Source organism: Neisseria subflava, assembly GCF_003044935.1.
Taxonomy (GTDB): domain Bacteria; phylum Pseudomonadota; class Gammaproteobacteria; order Burkholderiales; family Neisseriaceae; genus Neisseria; species Neisseria subflava_E.
This window is the reverse complement of record NZ_POXP01000002.1, coordinates 445309-465724: the sequence shown is the minus strand read 5'-3', so window position 1 is coordinate 465724 and position 20416 is coordinate 445309. Positions and strand designations below refer to the sequence as shown.

Below are 20416 nucleotides of genomic sequence, written 5' to 3'. Positions count from 1 at the left end.
TTAAAACTGATTATGCGCCGCGTTTTTCCAAAGCAGCAACGGCAGGCAACTCTTTGCCTTCCAAGAACTCAAGGAACGCGCCGCCGCCGGTAGAAATGTAGCTGATTTGATCGGTTACGCCGAATTTGGCAATCGCCGCCAAAGTGTCGCCGCCGCCGGCAATCGAGAACGCATCGCTTTGGGCAATCGCTTCGGCCAATACTTTGGTACCGCCGGCAAATTGGTCAAACTCAAACACGCCGACCGGGCCGTTCCATACAACCGTACCGGCAGCTTTGAGCAAATCGGCCAAAGCAGCGGCAGATTTAGGGCCGATGTCCAAAATCATATCGTCTTCGGCAACGTCGGCAATGTCTTTCACCACAGCTTCCGCATCGGCGGCAAAGGCTTTAGCGACAACCACATCGGTCGGCAGCGGTACAGAGCCGCCTTTAGCCGCCATTTTCGCCATGATTTTTTTGGATTCTTCCACCAAATCGTGTTCGGCCAAAGATTTGCCGATGGCTTTGCCTTCTGCCAACAGGAAGGTATTGGCAATGCCGCCGCCGACGATCAGTTGATCAACTTTGTCGGCCAAAGATTCGAGGATGGTCAGTTTGGTAGACACTTTGCTGCCGGCAACGATGGCAACCATCGGATGAGCCGGTTGTTTCAGGGCTTTGCCCAAAGCGTCGAGTTCGCCCGCCATCAACACGCCGGCGCAGGCAACCGGTGCGGCTTGGGCAACGGCTTCAGTCGAAGCTTGGGCGCGGTGGGCGGTACCGAATGCATCGTTGACGAACACGTCGCACAAAGACGCGTAGGCTTTGCCCAGCTCCAAGTCGTTTTTCTTCTCGCCTTTGTTGATGCGCACGTTTTGCAGCATCACGACATCACCGGCGTTCAAAGTCGGTTTGTTTTCACGCCAGTCGTTCAATACTTTCACGTCTTTGCCCAACAGTTTGCCCAAATGTGCGGCAACAGGCGCCACATCGTCTTCAGGATGGAATTCGCCTTCGGTCGGTCGGCCGAGGTGAGTCATCACGATCACAGATGCGCCGTTGTCCAAGCAGTATTTAATGGATGCGAGCGAAGCGCGGATACGGGTGTCGTCGCTGATGTTGCCGTCTTTGAACGGTACGTTCATATCGGCGCGGATCAGAACGGTTTTGCCTTGAACATTTTGTTCGGTCAGTTTCAAAAATGCCATGATGATTCCTTTGTGATGGTTGGAAACGGGAATGTTTGGGATTATCCGCGAATGAGGCGCGACGGTAAAGATTGGCAACGGCCGCGCTTGATGTGAATCAGCAGATAAAGTCTCAGGCCGTCTGAAACATTCGGCCAATCTTTGCAGATTTTCCGCTATACTTTGGCGATTGATTTTCATTTTACGGATTGAACCATGTTACGCCGAATTGCTTTAATGCTTGCCTTCGCGCTGCCTGCCGCCTCATGGGCGCAGACGCTTTCTGAAACCCTGCCCAACGGTCTGAAAATCATCGTCAAAGAAGACCACCGCGCGCCTGTGGCCGTTTCGCAGATTTGGTACAAAATCGGCAGCGTGGATGAAAAACCGGGCAAAAGCGGCTTGAGCCACGCTTTGGAACACATGATGTTTAAAGGCACGAAAGACGTCCCCTCCGGCGAGTTCAATCGCCGCGTGTCCGAGCTGGGTGGGCAAAACAATGCCTATACCAACCGCAATGAAACGGTGTATTACGAAAACGTCGCCGCCGCCAACCTGCCCGAGATTCTGAAGCTCGAAGCCGACCGCATGCACAACCTCAACTTCAGTGACAAAGAATTCCTCAACGAGATGAACGTCATCCGTGAAGAACGCCGCCAACGCACGGAAGACACGGCCGACGGCAAAATGTGGGAGCAAGCCTATCTTGCCGCCTTTACCCAACCGTCCATGCGCGCCTCCGTCATCGGCTACATGAAAGATTTGCACACCCTAAAAGCCGACGACTTGCGCGCGTGGTACAAACAATATTACGCGCCCAACAATGCCGTATTGGTCATTGTCGGCGATGTCGATGCCAAACAAACGCTTCAGACGGCCGCCAAACTCTTTGGCGATATTCCGGCCAAAGCCCAGCCGCCGCGCAACAAACTCCATACCGAACCCTATTTGCGCAAGCCTGTTACGGTCAAAGCCACTTCTCCGGTTACACACCAGCCGCTGATTGCCATCAACTTCCGTGTGCCGAAACTCCAAAAACTCGATGACACGATGCCTTTCGCCCTCGACATCCTCTCCGATATTTTGGCAGGCAACGCATCCAGCCGTTTTGATAAAAACCTCGTGCGCGGCAAGCAAACCGCATTGAACGCAGGAACGCATTACGACATCATCAGCCGTGAAATGCCGCTGTTCAGCGTAATGGCCATGCCTGCCGAAGGCGTGAAAACCGATACTCTGATTGCCCAGCTGCGCCAAGAGATCAAAGACATTGCCGACCACGGCGTTTCCGAAGAAGAATTGCAGCGCGTCAAAACCCAGGCAGCAGTCAACGAAATCTACGCCAAAGACTCCATGTCTTCCCAAGCCTCCATGATGGGCCGCCTCGAAGCACGCGGTTTCCAATATACCGACGAACAAGAAATCCACCGCCGCTTACAGGCAGTCAGTGCGCAAGAAGTACAGGCCGCCGCCCGAATGTTGACCGACGAGCGCATGAGTACCGTCATCATCGAGCCGCAAAAACCTGCCGCCGCGCCAAGCAAAAAAGCTGCCAAACGCCGATAAACATCAGGCCGTCTGAAAGCCCATACCCTTTCAGACGGCCTTAACAGAAAGCCACAACATGAAACCCACCCTGCTCGCCCTTGCCCTACTCCTGCCCTTAAGCGTCCAAGCCGCCACCGACATCCAACGCTGGCGCAACCGCGACGGCACCCAAATCCTCCTTGTCGAACGCCACGAAAACCCCATCATCGACCTTGAAGTCAGCTTCAAGGGCGCAGGCAGCGTCGCCAATCCGGATGGTAAAAGCCAAGTTGCCGAATTTACCGCCGCCCTTCTGACCGACGGCACCCAAGAGCTGGACGAAGAAGCCTTCAATGCCGAAGCCGACAACATCGGCGCACAAATCAACAGCGACAGCAATGCCGAAAGCGCATCTGCAGGCTTCCGCAGCCTCAGCAAAGCCGACATCCGCGACAAAGCCGCCAACTTGCTCAACCACTCGCTGACCCGTCCGCGTTTTGACGAAGCCGTTTTCCGCCGCCGTCAAATCCAATCCATTACCGGCTTGCAACAACAAGAAACCACCCCCGACTACACCGCCACGCGCGAACTGACCAAGCTCATCTACCCGAACCATCCCTACGGCAGCGGCGCAAACATAACCGTTGACAGCCTCAAACGCGTTAGTCTGGACGACATCCGCGCCTTCCACCGCACCCACTACGGCAAAGACAACGCCATCGTCGCCATCGTAGGCGACCTCAACCGCAAACAGGCAGAGCAACTGGTCGAACGCGTCCTCAAAGACCTGCCGGCCAAAGCCACCGCAACCCATGCCATCCCGCCCGTTCCCAAACAAACCGCCCAACGCCGCGACATCCCCTTTGCCGGCACACAGGCACAAGTCCTGCTCGGCACCTCCCTCATCAAACGCCATGACCCTGACTACTATGCCCTCGTTGCCGGCAACTACATCCTCGGCGGCGGCGGTTTCGACAGCCGCCTCATGAAAGTTTTGCGCGACCGACACGGCTACACCTACGGCGTATACAGCAGCCTCGCCCCGGCGACAGAAGAGGGCACGTTTGCCGTTTCCTACTCCACCCAAAAGAAAAACACCAAAGCCTCACTGGCTGACACCCAAGCCATCATCGAGCAGTTTATCGCCGAAGGCCCGACCGAAGCCGAGCTGAAACAGGCCAAAGCCAACATCGTCGGCGGCTTTCCCCTGCGCTACGACTCCAACGACAAACTGCTCAACTACCTGAGCCTGATCGGCCTCTACGACCTGCCCAACGACTACTTGGAAGCCTACCCAAAAGCCATCAACAGCCTGACCGTCGAACAAGTCCGCGACGCATGGCAACGCCGCGTCAAATTCAAAGACCTCAACACCGTCGTTGTCGGTGCAGAATAAAACGCTTTAAAACAACAGGCCGTCTGAAAGATTTTTCAGACGGCCTGTTGTTTTAAAATTATTCCAATTAATTATAAAAATAAGTATAATTTATTGTCTTTTAGTTGTTTATTATAAAGGGATATTTGTATGAAAATTTATAAGATATTCAAAAATCCGGCAGGTCAATATGAAGCTGTCAAACAAGGCTGGTCTTGGCCTGCTTTTTTCTTTGGTGGCATCTGGGCATGCGTAAAAAAAATATAGGATTTAGGTATTACACTTATTATTTGGTCTATAATATTACAATTTACTGTCAGAGACTTATCTGTAGCACACCTTCTGTTTATGATAAGTCTTATAATTAAAATTATACTTGGTGGATACGGTAATTCACTACGTGAAAAAAATTTGATAAAACGCGGCTATCAATATCAAAAGGATGCCAAAGTTATCTTTGCTCAAAATCCTCAAGCTGCTGTCACACAATACATTTCCGAATACGAAAAATAAATCGGATTCTTAAAATAAAAAAGGCCGTCTGAAACCTTGAAACAGGTTTCAGACGGCCTTTTTTTAACCGGTTTATTGCTTACTCAACCGTTACCGATTTAGCCAAGTTGCGCGGTTTGTCCACGTCTGTACCGCGTGCAAGGGCGGCGTGGTAAGACAGGAGTTGCACGGGGATGGTGTGCACAATCGGCGAGAGTACGCCGACGTGGCGTGGGGCGCGGATAACGTGCACGCCTTCGGTGGCGTTGAAGTTGCTGTCGAGGTCGGCGAAGACGAAGAGTTCGCCGCCGCGTGCGCCGACTTCCTGCATATTGGCTTTCACTTTGTCCAACAGGCTGTCGTTCGGAGCAATTACGACAACAGGCATGTTCTCGTCCACCAAGGCCAACGGGCCGTGTTTCAGCTCACCCGCAGGATAAGCTTCGGCGTGGATATAGGTAATCTCTTTCAGCTTCAATGCGCCTTCAAGAGCGATTGGGAAGTGGATGCCGCGACCCAGGAAGAGTGCGCTGGTTTTCTTGGCAAATTTTTGTGCCCAAGCGGCGATTTGCGGTTCAAGATTGAGAACGTGCTGAATGCTGCCGGGCAGTTGGCGCAATTCTTCAACGTATGCAGCTGCTTGCTCATCGGAAACCAGACCGCGCTGTTTACCCAGGGTAACGGCCAGGCCGAACAGGACAACCAGTTGGGTCGTGAACGCTTTGGTAGAGGCAACGCCGATTTCTGCACCGGCGCGTGTGTACAGTACCAATTCGCTTTCGCGCGGCAGGGCGGATTCCATCACGTTACAAATAGACAAGCTGTGTTTGTGTCCCAAGGATTGCGCGTATTTCAGGGCTTCCATGGTGTCCAAAGTTTCGCCGGATTGGGAAATGGTGATGACCAGTTGTTTTGGATCGGCAATCACGTCGCGGTAGCGGTATTCGCTGGCGATTTCCACGTCGGTCGGCACTTTGGCGATAGATTCGAGCCAGTATTTGGCGGTCAGCGCAGCATAGTAGGACGTACCGCAGGCAAGGATTTTGATGCTGTGGATATCGTCGAACACTTCGCGGGCGTTGGCGCCGAAGTTTTCAGGTTCAAAACCGCCATCTAAGAAGACTTCGGCAGTATCGGCGATGGCGCGGGGCTGTTCGTGGATTTCTTTTTGCATGAAGTGGCTGTATGGGCCCAACTCTAAAGAAGCCAGAGACAATTCGGATACTTTAACCGCGCGTTCGGTTTGCGCACCGGTTTTGTCGAGCAGTTTTTCGATGCCGTTTGCGTTCAGCAGGGCGATGTCGCCGTCTTCCAAGTAAGCGATGCGGCGGGTAAAGGCGATCACGGCGGATACGTCGGAAGCGATGAAGGTTTCTTGGTCGCCCAAGGCCACCAACAGCGGGCAGCCCATGCGCGCAACAACCATTTGTTCAGGGTTGTCTTGTGCGATAACGGCAATGGCGTATGCGCCGTGGAAACGGGCAGTCGCAGCTTGAACGGCTTCAAACAGTTTGCCGCCGTTTTGCGCGTATTCGTGGTTGACGCTGTGGGCGATGACTTCGGTATCGGTTTGCGATTCGAAGGTGTAACCCAAAGCTTTCAAGCGTTCGCGTTCGGCTTCAAAGTTTTCGATGATGCCGTTGTGGACAACCGCGATCATGCCGCCGGAAATGTGGGGGTGGGCGTTAGGCTCGGTTACACCGCCGTGGGTTGCCCAACGGGTATGGCCGATGCCGATATGGCCGAACACGCCTTTTTCGCGTGCTGCATCTTCCATCAGCTGAACACGGCCGACACGGCGGACGCGTTTGATTTTGCCGTCCATGTTTACGGCAATACCCGACGAATCATAGCCTCGGTATTCAAGGCGTTTGAGACCGTCGGTCAGAAAATCGACTACATTGTGATTGGCGCGAATAGCACCTACGATACCGCACATATAAGTTCCTTAGTATCAAAAGTTTGAGAAAATGACTGCTGCTCCGGCTCCCGAAAGCGGCAGTCGGAAAATGCCGTTTTATATTCATTGAAACGGCAAATCTGAGTTTCAGACGGCCTTTTTGTTTCTCAAGGCCGTCTGAAAGTAAATATAAAGATCAACCTTACTTCTTATCGCCTTTTTCCGGACGCACCCAGCCTTCGATGACGGTTTGGCGCGAACGGGCGAGAACGAGTTTGCCGTCTTCGCAGTTGCGGGTAATCGCGCTGCCCGCGCCTGTCGTTACTTTGTTGCCTAGGGTAACGGGGGCAACCAGTACGCAGTTTGAACCGATGCGCACTTCGTCGCCGATGACGGTTTTGTGTTTGTTCACGCCGTCGTAGTTGGCAATAATCGTGCCGGCGCCGAAGTTGGTTTTGCTGCCGATCTCGGCATCACCGATGTAGGTGAGGTGGTTGGCTTTGGTGCCGTTGCCGATGGTGGCGTTTTTGACTTCGACGAAGTTGCCAATGTGTACGTCGTCGGCCAGTTTGGCTTGCGGACGCAAACGGGCGTATGGGCCGATTTGGTTGTTTTCGCCGACTTCGCAACCTTCAAAATGGGAGAATGGGGCGATTTTGGTGTTGGCACCGATTTTGGCGTTTTTGATCACGCAGTTGGCACCGATTTCAACGTTGTCGCCGAGTTCGACTTCGCCTTCGATGACGACGTTGACGTCAATCACGACATCTTGTCCGTGTTTCAGACGGCCTCGTAAATCGAAACGTGCCGGATCGCGCAGGGTTACGCCTGCTTTGAGCAATTCTTGCGCCTGTTCGGTTTGGAAAATGCGCTCGAGTTCGGCCAGTTGGAGTTTGTTGTTCACGCCGGCGGCCAGATGGGAAGCGCGGACTTGGACGGGATGGACTTTGATGCCGTCGGCAACGGCTTTGGCGATGAGGTCGGTCAGGTAGTATTCGCCTTGGGCATTGTTGCTGGAAAGGCTGTTCAACCAAGCTTCGAGTTTGGCGTTGGGCAGAACCAAAATGCCGGTATTGATTTCTTTCACGGCTTTTTGGGCGGCATCAGCGTCTTTTTCTTCGACAATGGCGGTTACGTTGCCGTTGCTGTCGCGGATGATGCGGCCCAAGCCTGTCGGGTCGTTGGGCACGTCGGTCAACAGGCCGACTTCGTTGCCTGCGGCTTCGAGCAGGGTTTCGAGGGTGGCAGCGTCAATCAGGGGGACGTCGCCGTACAACACCAGCGTGCGGCCTTCGGCGGAAAGGTGCGGCAGGGCGGTTTTGACGGCGTGGCCGGTACCGAGCTGTTCGGTTTGTTCAACCCAAACGACGTCGCGTTTGACGGTGTCCAAGACTTGCTCTTTGCCGTGGCCGATGACGACGCAGATGTTTTGGGGATTCAGGGAAGTGGCGGTGTCGATAACGCGCTCAACCATGGGAAGGCCGCCGATGCGGTGCAGCACTTTGGGCATTTTGGAGTACATGCGCGTGCCTTTGCCGGCAGCAAGGATGACGATATTTAAAGTTGTCTGAGCCATGATACGGTTTCCGTTGTCGTTGTTTGAGGCCGTCTGAAAAGTTCAGACGGCCTTGGGGATATTGTTATTCGGTTGCTGGCTGTTGGTTGGCAAATTGCGGTTTTTGCCAGTTTTGGCCGCGTTCAGCGTGTTCCGCTTGATTGGATTGGACGGCGCGGCGCTCTGGGCGAAACTGGTTGTAATTCATGTTTTTAGAATAAGTACCGTCCTGATAAACGATGGGTGTGCCGGTAGCATATTTTTGGCGTACGGCGGTACGGCCGGATTCGGTGGTGTAGGTTTCCCAAGAGCAACCGGCCAAAACGGCGGCGGCAGTCAGGATTAAAGCGAGTTTACGCATGATGTTGTCCTTGTTTTTAAATGTCGTCAATACCGTGTATTGTACTTGATTTTTAAAAATTTCACGGCAGTTTTGTGCAAAATTCAAGCAAGCCCTGCATATCTTTCGCTATGCCGTCAGCAAATGGCAACGGATGGGCTTTTTCACCGTACCAAACGGTCTTCATGCCCAAGGCTTTGGCTTGGTGCAGATTGTCGGCGCTGTCGTCCACCATGATGCACTGTTCGGGATTGACGCCCAACAGGCGGCAGACGTTGAGATAGGCTTGTGGATTGGGTTTGTAGAGCAGGCCGAAGTCGTCCGTGCCGAACAAGCCGTCAAAATGCGCTTCCAAGCCCAACGCTTCAACCAATGCACGGACATAAAACGAAGGCCCGTTGGAAAATACGGCTTTTCGCCCTTTCAGACGGCCTAAAACGTCATCAGTTCCATCCATACCCTCCACCTTTGCCAAAATTTGCTTAAGCGGGTGACTTTCACGCAAAAATTCATCGATATCGACTTCGGGATGGTGGATTTGCAAACCGGCAAGCGTCGCACCGTATCGGTGCCAATAATCTTGGCGCAGTTGGGAGGCGGCTTCTTCGGAAAGCTCCAGACGGCCTGCCATGTATTCGGTCATGGCGCGGTTGATGATGTAGAAAATGCCGGCTTCGGCATTGTGCAAAGTATTGTCGAGGTCAAACAGCCAAACGGGGGAATGATTCATATCGTGCCTTGATATGCAGATTTTGTTATGATATTTCGTATTTTACCCGTACAAAGGAAAGAGAATGAAACTGAAATTGTCCGCCCTCGCCCTGTTGCTGGCTTCGGCAAACCTGTACGCCCAAACCGAAGTGCGTTTGGCCGTACACAAATCCTTCAGCCTGCCCCCATCCGTCATCGCTCAATTTGAAAAAGCCAACGATGCCAAAGTGTCCGTCATCAAGGCAGGCAGCGGCAACGAAATGCTCAATAAGCTGATTTTGAGCAAAGCCAACCCGATTGCCGATGCGGTTTACGGTTTGGACAACGCCAACATCGGCAAAGCCAAAGCCGCCGGCATCCTCGCTGCCAGCCAACCCAAATCCGCGCCCGTAACCGCTTCCCTGCCCGATGCGCTGGCCGTCGATTACGCCTATGTCGCCATCAACTACGACAAAAAATGGTTTGAACAGAAAAAACTGCCCCTGCCGCAAACCCTGCAAGACCTGACCAAGCCGGAATATAAAAACCTTCTGGTAACCCCGTCTCCCGCCACATCCTCGCCCGGCCTCTCCTTCCTCTTGGCCAACATCGGCGGCATGGGTGAAGAAGGCGCGTTCAAATGGTGGGCGCAAATGCGCCAAAACGGCGTGAAAGTCGCCAAAGGCTGGAGCGAAGCCTACTACACCGACTTCACCCAAAACGGCGGCGCCTACCCCCTCGTGGTCAGCTATGCCACCAGCCCGGCGGCCGAAGTCCACTACTCCAAAGGCAAATACAGCACCCCGCCCACCGGCAACCTCTTCCTCAAAGGCGGCACATTCCGCCAAGTTGAAGGCGCGGCCGTTTTGAAAGGCGCAAAACAACCCGAGCTGGCGGCCAAACTGGTGAGCTGGCTGCAAAGCGGCGAAGTGCAAAAAGCCCTGCCTGCCGAAATGTGGGTCTATCCGGCAGTCAAAAACACACCGCTGCCCAAAGTATTCGAGTTTGCCCAAACACCGAAACACAGCGATTCCCCCAACCGCGCCGACATCAACACCAAACAAAAACAATGGGTGAGCCGTTGGAGCAAAACCGTTTTACGTTAAACCGAAAAACTTAAAAACACATCAAGGCCGTCTGAAAAAACAAATCATTAGTTTTTCAGACGGCCTTGTTTTACAATGACCTTTTAAACAACTTCACACGCACACACAATTATGAATTTCGATCTTCAAGTCCTCTCCTCCTTCTCCGGTTGGGAACAACTCGCCCAAACCGGCATGTCTTTCGGTACCAACCTGCTGGCCGCCTTAGCCATCTTCTTTATCGGCCGCTGGATCGCCACACGCTTGGTAACACTGATGAAAGCCGCGCTGACACGCGCCAAAGTCGATAAAACACTGGTCAGCTTCCTCGGCAACGTCGCCAACATCGGCCTGCTGATCCTCGTCATCATCGCCGCACTGGGCAAACTCGGCATCCCGACCACTTCCGTTACCGCCTTGATCGGCGGCGCAGGCTTGGCCGTGGCTTTGTCTTTGAAAGACCAACTGTCCAACTTCGCCGCCGGCGCGCTGATTATCCTGTTCCGCCCATTTAAAGTCGGCGACTTTATCCGTGTCAACGGTTTTGAAGGTATCGTCCGCGAAATCAAAATGGTGCAGACCTCTTTGAGTACGCCGGACAACGAAGAAGTCGTCCTGCCCAACAGCGTGGTCATGACCAACAGCATCACCAACCGCTCCTCCCTGCCCCTGTGCCGCGCCCAAGTCGTTGTCGGCGTCGACTACGCCTGCGACTTGAAAGCCGCCAAAGCCGCCGTATTGAGAGCGGCAACCGAGCATCCATTGTGTGTTCAAACCGAAGAACGACCTGCCGTCGTATACATTACCAACCTTGGCGACAGCGCCATCGAAATTACCCTTTGGGCGTGGACGCAAGAAGAAAATCTCGGCCCGTTCCGATTCGCCCTGAACGAGCAAGTGGTTGAAAACCTGCGTGCCGCCAACATCAACATCCCGTTCCCACAATGTGATGTCCACCTCATTCAGCCGAAAGCCTGATTTCAGCTTTCAGGCCGTCTGAAACCCGGCGGGTCAAACGCCCGCCCCATTCCACCCTTTTCCATAAGGAGCCGCCATGTCCCATCTGCAAACCATCGCCGAACACCTGACCAGCCGCCGCCAAACCGTTACCTGCGCCGAGTCCTGCACCGGCGGCCTACTTGCAGGTGCGCTGACTTCCATTCCCGGCAGCTCGCAGTGGTTTCACCAAAGCTTCGTCACATACAGCAACCAAGCCAAACAAGACCGCCTCGGCGTCATGCCCGACACCTTGCTGAAACACGGCGCGGTCAGCCGCGAGACCGTCTATGAAATGGCTCGCGGCGCAAAAGCCGTCGCGCAGGCAGATTACGCCTTGAGTATTTCAGGCATCGCCGGCCCTGGCGGCGGCAGCGCGGCCAAACCGGTCGGCACAGTCTGGTTCGGCCTGGCCACGCCCGAAGACTCGTTTGAGCAAACCGCGCTATTCACAGGCGACCGCGAAGCAGTAAGGGCGCAAGCCGTCGAATACGCATTGGCTTTCTTGGCGAAACATTTAGTTTGATAGAAAAAACTCAGGCCGTCTGAAATCTGGAAATCAGGTTTCAGACGGCCTTTCACAAATTAAGATATTTAAAGCTTTAATGGTATATACTTAATCATATTTTTTACTATCAACCGAAAATATAAAGGAAAAATAATGAACAAAACAAAAAAATATACACTAGCTCTTTTAGGCTTTTTTGCAACTTTTTTAAGTGCCTGTTCCCAATATGGCGATCCATATAAAGACGTACCGAAAGAAATTAACGGACATCCTGTATACGAGGTGCCGTTCGAACAGCCTTTGATTATCGACCCGAAGAAGGAACAGGTGTTTTATTTCAAATTGAAAAAAAAGCCAAAAGCCCTCGAAACGAACTATGCGGTCTATATTATGGCAATGTATCCGCTTGAAGATAAAAAGTATTACGACGTTGAAAAGAGAGTGGATATGAATGATTATTTGATTGAAAACAAGTTGTTGAAATTTGAAACTTCTCTAGTGCATTTTGACAAAGGGAAGAAAGAAACTCAAATAAGTTTGAGTAATAATTTTATTCATTATGCCGAATTGCCAAAAATTAATAATAATTATGAGAATGCTATTAGATTCAAGAATAACCAAACTCAATTTGTTGCCGATGAATCTATTGCTCACTCGTCTCACACATTTAATGGAGAAGAATTTAGTATCCGAGAAAACGCGATGGCTTGGTTTCTGATACAGGAAAAAGGGGGCTATTACAGGCTGAAAATTAGACCGCTTCAAGATTTCCCCAATTATCCTAAACTCCGTCTATCTGTGTCCGTTAATACCCAACCGTATTACAAATAATTTAACCCTGAAATTCTGACCAAAGGAAAAATTATGAACAATCAAAAGAAATACACCCTGACAATTTATGTGGCAGGCGCAGGTACGCCTCTGGAGAAAGACGGAAAACCTTGGATGGAGAATGGCAAGCAACTAACCTCCGATCCAGGTCATGTTTTCTACGGTATTAGTGAAGATGGTGGTCGAACGATCAAGGCCTACGGTTTTGCACCGCCGCACGGTTCTGCAAAATTCGATTGGTACTCTCCCGACAAACCGGGCAAAGTTCAAGAGGACGAACATAAAGTTTACAGTCAGCAGGTGTATCGGAAAACGATAGCCATCACACAGGCACAATATGACAAACTTAAAGATTTTGGAGAAACCCCAAAAAAATATGGTTTTAATTCAGATATCTACAACTGGAACAGCCGAAGCTGCATCGATTTCGTCTATGCCGCATTAAATGCCAGCAACGTTTATTCCACTCACAGCAAAGATTTATACAGGAACGGCCAGAAAATCGGTACGATTAATACTTCCAAAAAAGCGGCAACCAAAGTATTGGGCAATATTCCCGAATTTGAAAAGATCCCGAATACCATTTCCCGTTATCCTGCAGGAAAAAATATCGATGAGTTAATGGAAAATGTACACAAGCTAATGCCTGAGAGAACTTTTACCCAACGATACATTTTAACTGAAAATCAACGCGAACAAGGGCATCAATACGCACAGGTTAGCATCGATGGGGATATTCTAAAAATCAACGATATGCCTAAAACTGCCCAGGCCATCTTCCATCAGTGTAAACAGGCTTTTACTGACTTCTGTGATAAGAAAAATATTGCCTATGATAAAAATGATGTAGATAAAATTGCTATGTCATTAACCTCCGCATACTATCCAAACAATATGCAGGACGTGTCTTTATTCAATATTAACGATAATGGGAAAGTCTCGGTCGGACACAGAGCCCCCGGATTAATAATGGCTTCTGTAGATATGTGGGAAGCGGCTAAGACGCCGGTAGAGGAAAGCCTGAGCCAAATTCAGCAAACGGCACAACGAATTGAATATGAGGAGCAACAAAAACAAATCGTGCAATCCCAATCACGTGGAATGATGCTTTCTTAACTAAAAAGGCCGTCTGAAATCTGGAAATCAGGTTTCAGACGGCCTTTTTATTATCTATTTAAACCATCGGCAGATTTATACGCCCAAAAGCTCTTTGCCGAGGAAGCTGCCTTTTTCGACACCCGGCAGGACGAAGAAATAGCCGCCGCCAAACGGGCTGATGTATTCCTCCAGAGGCTCGCCGTTGAGCAGGTTTTGCACGAAGATGAAGCCGTCGGCAAGGTTGGCCTGATAGCAGATGAAAATCAGGCCGACATCGAGCTGGCCGTTGGCGGCAAGGCCGCGCGAATAGTTGAAGGCGCGGCGGTAGAGCAGGTGTTTTTTCATGAACTCCGGATCGCGCGGGTTGGCAAGGCGCATATGGCTGTCTTTGGGCGTGATTTTGCCGTCGGGGTCTTTGGCAAAATCGGCGGTGTCGCCCTCTTTTTTACCGTCCATGGGCGCGCCGCTGTATTTGCGCCGGCCGAAAATATCGGTTTGTTCCTGCATCGGGGTGCGGTCCCAAAACTCGACAAAGTGGCGGATGAGGCGGACGGCCTGATAGCTGCCGTTTTTCGCCCATGCCGGTTCGTCCAAGCTGTTGGCGGCAACGCCCGTCCACAGGACTTGATCGGCGACTTTGGGATCTTCGACTTTTGGATTACCGGAACCGTCGCGGAAGCCTAAAAGGTTGCGCGCGGCAATGGCGCCGGGTTCGGCTTTAGGGAGCCAACCGTCTATGCTCCAACGGATCACGGCAAACTGGGCGGTGTTTTTGATGATGTCGCGCAGGGCGGCTTGGCAGGTTTCGGGGGAGAATGCGCAAATTTGCAGGCTGAGGTCGCCGTCGCACCAAGATTTTTGGAGTTTGTCGTTGGGGAAGTCGCGCATTTCCTGCAGGTGTTTCGGCTTTTTGTCTTTGAGGCCGAAGCGGTCGTCAAAGAGGCTGCTGCCGACGCCGACGGTAACCGTCAACCCATCGGGGCGGAATTGTTTGCCGAGGATGCCGCTGCCCGCAGGCGGGAGCTTGTCATCGCCGTCTTGGTATTCGCCGCCTTGGGTGAGAAATTCGATGCGGGCGGTCAGGGCGCGGAACAGGTTTTCAAGTTGTTTGGCGTCTTTGGCGGTAACGTCAAAGGCACACATGATGCCGAAGAGCTGGTGTGGCGTAACGATGCCTGCCTGATGCTCGCCATAACACGGATAGGCCAGCTCGGAATGTTGGTTGTTTTGGGTTTCGGCGGCGGTTTCGCCTTGTTTTTTACCGGCAAAATAACCGGCAACGCCGATGGCACCGGCGGCAAGGGCAGTTTTGAAAAGGGTTCGTTTTTCGGGTTGTGCCGGTTGTTTGTTTTGGCTCATGGTCTGCTCCTTGGCAGAGAACGGAAAGATTGCAATCGTGTGAAGTAAGGTCGGTTTTCAAGCATATTTGTGTGGGCGACAATAAGATTCAGACGGCCTTTCAATATCCAAAGGCCGTCTGAAAACGCGTTATCTTATTTCAAACCCAAAATGCCGCGCAGTTTGGCCAAATCTTCTGCCAAGGCATTAATCGGCGCCTGCAGGGCTTTGCGGTCTTCTTCGCTCAGTTTGTCGTACAGCTCGAAGCCGTCTTGTTTTTTGTATTTCGCCAAAATGTCTTCAACCTGTTTGAAGTTGGCATCGGTTTTTTCCAACAACGCTTTGTCTTTGGCTTCGATCAGCGGACGGAACAAATCAACGATTTTTTTGGAGCCTTCCACATTGGCTTGGAAGTCGCTCAAGTCGGTATGGCTGTAACGGTCTTCTTCGCCGCTGATTTTGCTGCCGGCCACTTCTTCAATCAGTTCGGACGCGCCGCCGACCACTTTGCCTGGAGGGAATGCCAATGCGTCGATTTCTTTTTGCAGGGCTTCAACATCGGTCATCAGTTTCGCTGCAATTTCCTTCACGCCGGATACGTCTTTTTCTACCCAAAGGGCGTGTTCGATACGGTGGAAGCCGGTAAATCCGGCATCTTTCGCACCGTCTTTGAAGTCGTCTTCACGCGCATCGATGACGGGGTCGAGTTCGCTGAAAAGCTCGGCAATCGGTTCGATACGTTCGTAATGGACGCGGGTGGCGGCAAACAGGGATTTGGCCTTTTCAATGTCGCCGGCTTTAACGGCTTCGGTAAAGGTTTTGGTTTTCGCCACCAGCTCTTTAACCTCGCCTTGAACGTAAGCTTTATAGTCGGCGAGCGGTTGGGACAGTTTTTCCAAATCCGCTTCGTTGGCAGTGTCTTTGAAGCCGCTGTCGGTAACAATCAGCTTACCGCGCGGATTAGTCAACAGGCCGCAAGTCATTTCGTATTCGCCCGGCAGCAGGGTAACGGTCATTTTGTCGGATAAACCCGGGGCGATGTTTTCACGCTCGTCCACCACCATCACGCCTTTCAGAATTTCCCATTCCAGCTTGCGGCCGCTGTCGTTTTTAATGTTGAACACGACTTGGCCGCTGGGGACGGTCAATTCCATCGGTTCGCAGGCAGTATCGTTCACGCCGATATTGACCGAACCGTCGGCATTGGCGGCAGCGGATGCGCCTGAAGCGGCAGGCGCGGCTTTTTCGGCTTCAGGCGGCTGACACGCGGTCAAACCCAGAGCCAACATTACGGACAAAGCAGTTAGATTGAATTTTTTCATTTTCATTCCTTTTTATTTAGTTAACGTTTTTGCCGGCGCACTGCCGCGCAAAAACCAAATCATGACGGGAACCAGATACAGCAGCCAAATCAGGACTTCGCCTTCGGTCGGGTGGTCGGTATAACCGAAGAAACCGCCGAGCAGCACGCCTAAAGGGCTGTCTTCATGCAAATATTTCGATGTGTCGAAAGCAATATCCTGCATCACATTCCATACGCCGGCCTCATGCAGCGCGCGAAATGAACCGGCCAACAGACCGGCCGCTACCACAATCAAAAACGCGCCCGTCCAACGGAAAAACTTCGCCAAGTTCAGGCGCATACCGCCCTGATAAATCAGCGTACCGATGACAACCGCCACCAACAGACCCAACACCGCGCCTATCGGCATAGACCACGTCGGGCTTTGCTGGAACACGGCCAGCAGGAAAAACACACTCTCCAAACCTTCGCGCGCCACAGCCAAAAACGCCATGCCGACCAAGGCCCAACCCTGGCCGCTGCCGCGGTTTAAGGCCGACTGAACAGAATCCTGAAGATGCTGTTTCATCGAACGCGCGGCCTTCTTCATCCACAAAATCATGTACGTCAGCATCGCCACAGCCACCAGGCCGATGGCGCCGACCACCAATTCCTGTTCTTTTTGCGGAATCTCGCCGGTAGCGGAATGAATGCCGTAACCAATACCCAAACACATGACCGAAGCCAAAAACACGCCCAGCCAAACCTTCGGCATCAGCTCGCTGTGTCCCGACTGTTTCAAAAAACTGGCAACAATGCCGACGATCAGGGCGGCTTCGATGCCCTCGCGCAGCATAATCAATAAAGCAATCAGCATAAAAAACTCTAAAGTGAAATGTTCATTTGTTAACGCATTTATAACGCTTTATGCTTAATAACGCAAATTATTTTTATTTTTTAATAACCCCATATTTATTAAGATTTTTTAAAATAAAATAACGGACGTAATCAATAAAAACTAAAAGGCCGTCTGAATAAGGCCGTCTGAATTTTATTTTTTCAGACGGCCTTAATTTATCTAAGCAATTGTAAATAAATAATAAAAAAGTTCCATAGTATAAATTTCCCTATCAGTGATATTTTCAGAATTTATCAAATTTAAAAGGTTGATTTACAAAAAAAATTAAAACCGCCTTATCTTTTATAGTTGGCATATTGCTGGTGCAATCAGCAATCCATGACATAACAAACGCATAACAAAGGAACCCTCCTATGCCACGTTTAAAACTCCACCAAATCGCTTTGGCTTTGGCCGTTTCTGCCGCGCTGACCGCCTGCGGCGAGAAAACGGCTCAAACAACCGAAACCCCTCAAGCAGCTTCTGCCGCGAGCGGTGCCGATGCTGCCGCAAGCACCGCCGCTGTTTCGGCCCCTCAAAATTCTGCCGATGTTTCTGCCGAAGACAAAGCCCTGTTGGAACGCGCGCAAGCTACGTTCAAACCTTTGCCTGACTTAGCCGAAATGCAAAAAGTTCGTCCGTTTACCGAAGAACAGGTCAAACTCGGCCAACAACTTTGGTACGAAAACCGCCTGTCCAAAGGCAACACCGTCAGCTGTAACTCTTGCCACAACTTGGCAACTGCCGGCGTAGACAACATGCCGACCAGCGCGGGTCACAAAAGCCAATTCGGTGGCCGTAACTCCCCAACTGCTCTGAATGCCGCCTTGTTGGGCAGCCAATTCTGGGACGGCCGTGCCGCCGATGTGGAAGAACAAGCCGGCGGCCCATTGCTCAACCCTGTTGAAATGGCCAACGCTACCGAAGCCGATGCCGCCGCCAAAATCGCCGGTATCCCTGAATACCAAGAAAAATTCAAAGCCGCATTCCCTGAAGACGGCGCGGTTTCCTTCAAAAACATCACCACCGCATTGGGCGCGTTTGAACGTACCCTGCTGACTCCGACCCGTTGGGACGACTACCTGAAAGGCAACGTATCTGCCCTGAGCGAACAAGAACGCAAAGGCGTACGCGCATTTATGGACAACGGCTGTATCGCTTGTCACAACGGCGTCAACTTGGGCGGTGCCATGTTCCAAAAATTCGGTTTGGTGGATGGTCCTTACTGGAAACACATCGACGATCCTAAACACGACAAAGGCCGTGCGGACGTAACCAAAAAAGCCGAAGACGAATTCTTCTTCCGTGTTCCCGGCTTGAGAAACGTTGAACGTACCTATCCATACTTCCACAACGGCAGCGTTTGGGAATTGGATAAAGCCGTCAACATCATGGCGAAAGCTCAATTGGGTAAAACCCTGGCTCCGGAAGACACTGAAAACATCGTTGCCTTCTTGAAAGCCCTTTCCGGCAATGTTCCGGAGTCTGCCCGAACCATGCCTGAGCTGCCCGTCTCCCACGATGTCAAATCCCAACCTGACAACAAATAAGGGTTAGCATAAAACAAGGCCGTCTGAAAATCCGTTTCAGACGGCCTTTTTGTTGCCGGCCATATGGGCGCCTTTGTTTCACGATTCCACACAATATGGTAATCTTGAGCCGATTTTCACCATACATCCGAAAGGAACATCATGAGCCTGATTATTGAAGACTTGCAAGAAGGCCACGGCAAAGAAGCCGTCAAAGGCAAAGAAATCACCGTACATTACACCGGCTGGTTGGAAGACGGTACCAAATTCGACTCCAGCCTCGACCGCCGTCAACCGCTGACCATCACTCTGGGCGTCGGCCAAGTGATTAAAGGTTGGGACGAAGGCTTCGGCGGCATGAAAGAAGGCGGCAAACGCAAGCTGACCATTCCTTCCGAAATGGGCTATGGCGCACACGGTGCCGGCGGCGTGATTCCTCCGCACGCAACTTTGATTTTTGAAGTCGAGCTGCTGAAAGTGTACGAATAAGCATTTGACGCTTCAAAAGACCGAGGCCGTCTGAAACCCGAAGTTTGGTTTTTCAGACGGCCTGTTTTTATCAAGATTCGGTATAATGTCCTCTTTTACAAGCAAACCATTTCCCAAGGAACCCCCATGCTTTTACCCGAACAAGTCAAAACCCTGATTGAAGGCGTTACCCCTTGCGAACACGTCGAAGTCGAAGGCGACGGCCATCACTTCTTCGCCGTAATCGTTTCCTCCTCATTTGAAGGCAAAGCCCGCCTCGCCCGCCACCGCCTGATTAAAGACGGCCTCAAGCCGCAACTCGAAAGCAACGAATTGCACGCGCTGTCGATTTCCGTTGCCGCCACGCCGGCCGAATGGGCGGCCAAACAGGCTTAATTTGAAATCAAACAAAAGGCCGTCTGAAAACTTTTCAGACGACCTTTTTCATACATATTAAACAGCGCAGGCAATCGATACAAACGACAAACCGCATTCGACAACACGCAATCGCTGTGTAAACCTTACCGGTACAACCGCCAAACTAGTCCTGCCGTTTCGGGAAAAACTGCACCACGTTCTCCCCTTGCGGCAACACCAATTTTTTCACGGCATGGCCGTACACGGTTTCAAGCGTGATGTTCAGACGGCCTTCGTTGGCAAAAATCTTATCCACACATTCCTTTGCCGCTTGCGGATTGCTGAACTTCAACGCATTCCACAATCCCAAGGTTTCCATGTCCTGCCAAAACGTCCCGGCTTTTTTATAGCTCAACTCCAGCTTGGCCGTGTCGGTCACCGGATCGTAAAAGCCGTTGTCGGCGAGCATATCGCCCAAGTCGTGCATATCAATCAGTGTGGGCGCTTCGCATTCGATGCCTTCATGGTTCAGACGGCCTGTCAGCTCGCTCAGGCTGTCGCGGCCAAAGTGCGTGAAAAACAATAATCCGTCGGTTTTCAAAGCAGCGGCCCAGTTTTTCAATACCGGCAAAATATCGTCGGCGCGGCTGAGGCTGAGGTTGGCCCACAGCATATCGGCGGCTGCTTCAGGTAATGGCGCGGTCAGGGCTTGGCAATGTTGCGGAATGGTTTTGCCGGTCAGCTTCTGCCAGAAACCGCCTTTGCGCGCGGCGGCGGCGGTTTTCAAAAAGTCGGCATTCGGATCGTATTCTTCAAACACGGCGTCGGGATAACGCGCGGCCAGCAGGCTGCGGCTGATGTCGGCATCGGCACCAATCAGCATGATGCGTTTGGGTGCATTGCGGACCAGCTGCAGGCGCTCGTCGGTGTCTTGGGCGAGATGGCGGTGAATTTGCCAGCGTTTGTCTTGTTCGGTCAT

19 protein-coding genes are annotated in these 20416 nt (G+C 51.9%); 10 read left to right on the top strand and 9 right to left on the bottom strand.

All coding sequences use genetic code 11. The features are described 5' to 3' along the window. Positions 1 to 10 precede the first annotated feature (10 nt). Positions 11 to 1189, bottom strand: a complete 1179-nt coding sequence (locus DBY95_RS07855; RefSeq protein WP_004519232.1) for a phosphoglycerate kinase — start codon at positions 1187 to 1189, stop codon at positions 11 to 13. 195 nt (positions 1190 to 1384) lie between these two features. Between DBY95_RS07855 and DBY95_RS07850 the strand changes: the two genes are divergently transcribed. Then, positions 1385 to 2734 carry a M16 family metallopeptidase gene (locus DBY95_RS07850; protein WP_107723945.1) on the top strand — a complete coding sequence of 450 codons (1350 nt, stop codon included), beginning with the start codon at positions 1385 to 1387 and terminating at the stop codon, positions 2732 to 2734. 58 nt (positions 2735 to 2792) lie between these two features. Then, a complete protein-coding gene (locus DBY95_RS07845) occupies positions 2793 to 4091 on the top strand; it encodes a M16 family metallopeptidase (protein WP_107723944.1) in 1299 nt (432 codons plus the stop codon). A gap of 571 nt (positions 4092 to 4662) precedes the next feature. Here the strand turns inward: DBY95_RS07845 and glmS are convergent. The 4 genes from glmS to DBY95_RS07820 all read right to left on the bottom strand — a co-directional run bounded on the left by glmS (position 4663) and on the right by DBY95_RS07820 (position 9087). Continuing rightward, on the bottom strand, positions 4663 to 6501 hold the full coding sequence (gene glmS, locus DBY95_RS07835; protein WP_107723943.1) for a glutamine--fructose-6-phosphate transaminase (isomerizing): 1839 nt from the start codon (positions 6499 to 6501) through the stop codon (positions 4663 to 4665). Between the two features lie 163 nt (positions 6502 to 6664). Beyond that, a complete protein-coding gene (gene glmU / locus DBY95_RS07830; protein ID WP_107723942.1) occupies positions 6665 to 8038 on the bottom strand; it encodes a bifunctional UDP-N-acetylglucosamine diphosphorylase/glucosamine-1-phosphate N-acetyltransferase GlmU in 1374 nt (457 codons plus the stop codon). Positions 8039 to 8102: 64 nt separating this feature from the next. Then, positions 8103 to 8378 carry a membrane lipoprotein lipid attachment site-containing protein gene (locus DBY95_RS07825; RefSeq protein WP_049323028.1) on the bottom strand — a complete coding sequence of 92 codons (276 nt, stop codon included), beginning with the start codon at positions 8376 to 8378 and terminating at the stop codon, positions 8103 to 8105. 61 nt (positions 8379 to 8439) lie between these two features. Next, positions 8440 to 9087, bottom strand: a complete 648-nt coding sequence (locus DBY95_RS07820) for a pyrimidine 5'-nucleotidase (protein ID WP_107723941.1) — start codon at positions 9085 to 9087, stop codon at positions 8440 to 8442. Positions 9088 to 9151: 64 nt separating this feature from the next. Between DBY95_RS07820 and DBY95_RS07815 the strand changes: the two genes are divergently transcribed. From DBY95_RS07815 to DBY95_RS10615, 5 genes are all read left to right on the top strand, one after another. Next, on the top strand, positions 9152 to 10153 hold the full coding sequence (locus tag DBY95_RS07815) for a thiamine ABC transporter substrate-binding protein (RefSeq protein WP_107723940.1): 1002 nt from the start codon (positions 9152 to 9154) through the stop codon (positions 10151 to 10153). A gap of 111 nt (positions 10154 to 10264) precedes the next feature. Further along, on the top strand, positions 10265 to 11110 hold the full coding sequence (locus tag DBY95_RS07810; RefSeq protein ID WP_070587831.1) for a mechanosensitive ion channel family protein: 846 nt from the start codon (positions 10265 to 10267) through the stop codon (positions 11108 to 11110). A gap of 76 nt (positions 11111 to 11186) precedes the next feature. Next, the gene (locus DBY95_RS07805) at positions 11187 to 11654 is read left to right on the top strand and encodes a CinA family protein (protein WP_070695222.1); all 468 of its coding nucleotides are present in this window, start codon (positions 11187 to 11189) and stop codon (positions 11652 to 11654) included. A gap of 135 nt (positions 11655 to 11789) precedes the next feature. After that, a complete protein-coding gene (locus DBY95_RS07800; RefSeq protein WP_107723939.1) occupies positions 11790 to 12467 on the top strand; it encodes a hypothetical protein in 678 nt (225 codons plus the stop codon). Positions 12468 to 12500: 33 nt separating this feature from the next. Then, entirely contained in the window at positions 12501 to 13583 is a 1083-nt protein-coding gene (locus DBY95_RS10615) for a hypothetical protein (RefSeq protein WP_199903868.1), read from the top strand. A 75-nt stretch (positions 13584 to 13658) separates the two neighbouring features. Here DBY95_RS10615 and efeB read toward each other — a convergent pair whose 3' ends face one another. The 3 genes from efeB to efeU form a co-directional block, all read right to left on the bottom strand. Further along, positions 13659 to 14924: an iron uptake transporter deferrochelatase/peroxidase subunit gene (gene efeB / locus DBY95_RS07790; RefSeq protein ID WP_049333131.1), complete on the bottom strand. Its 1266-nt coding sequence runs from the start codon at positions 14922 to 14924 to the stop codon at positions 13659 to 13661. A gap of 134 nt (positions 14925 to 15058) precedes the next feature. Further along, positions 15059 to 16225 (bottom strand): iron uptake system protein EfeO, encoded by a 1167-nt coding sequence (efeO, locus tag DBY95_RS07785; RefSeq protein ID WP_049333129.1) that lies wholly within the window; start codon positions 16223 to 16225, stop codon positions 15059 to 15061. Between the two features lie 12 nt (positions 16226 to 16237). Next, positions 16238 to 17062: an iron uptake transporter permease EfeU gene (gene efeU, locus DBY95_RS07780; protein ID WP_036492490.1), complete on the bottom strand. Its 825-nt coding sequence runs from the start codon at positions 17060 to 17062 to the stop codon at positions 16238 to 16240. A 395-nt stretch (positions 17063 to 17457) separates the two neighbouring features. On the opposite strand from efeU, the gene DBY95_RS07775 reads away from it, so the two are divergent. From DBY95_RS07775 to DBY95_RS07765, 3 genes are all read left to right on the top strand, one after another. Then, on the top strand, positions 17458 to 18633 hold the full coding sequence (locus DBY95_RS07775; protein ID WP_107723938.1) for a cytochrome-c peroxidase: 1176 nt from the start codon (positions 17458 to 17460) through the stop codon (positions 18631 to 18633). Positions 18634 to 18771: 138 nt separating this feature from the next. Then, entirely contained in the window at positions 18772 to 19101 is a 330-nt protein-coding gene (locus DBY95_RS07770; protein ID WP_094192864.1) for an FKBP-type peptidyl-prolyl cis-trans isomerase, read from the top strand. 126 nt (positions 19102 to 19227) lie between these two features. Further along, positions 19228 to 19476 (top strand): BolA family protein, encoded by a 249-nt coding sequence (locus tag DBY95_RS07765; protein WP_003686612.1) that lies wholly within the window; start codon positions 19228 to 19230, stop codon positions 19474 to 19476. Between the two features lie 145 nt (positions 19477 to 19621). Here DBY95_RS07765 and DBY95_RS07760 read toward each other — a convergent pair whose 3' ends face one another. Then, positions 19622 to 20416 carry a methyltransferase gene (locus DBY95_RS07760; RefSeq protein ID WP_107723937.1) on the bottom strand — a complete coding sequence of 265 codons (795 nt, stop codon included), beginning with the start codon at positions 20414 to 20416 and terminating at the stop codon, positions 19622 to 19624.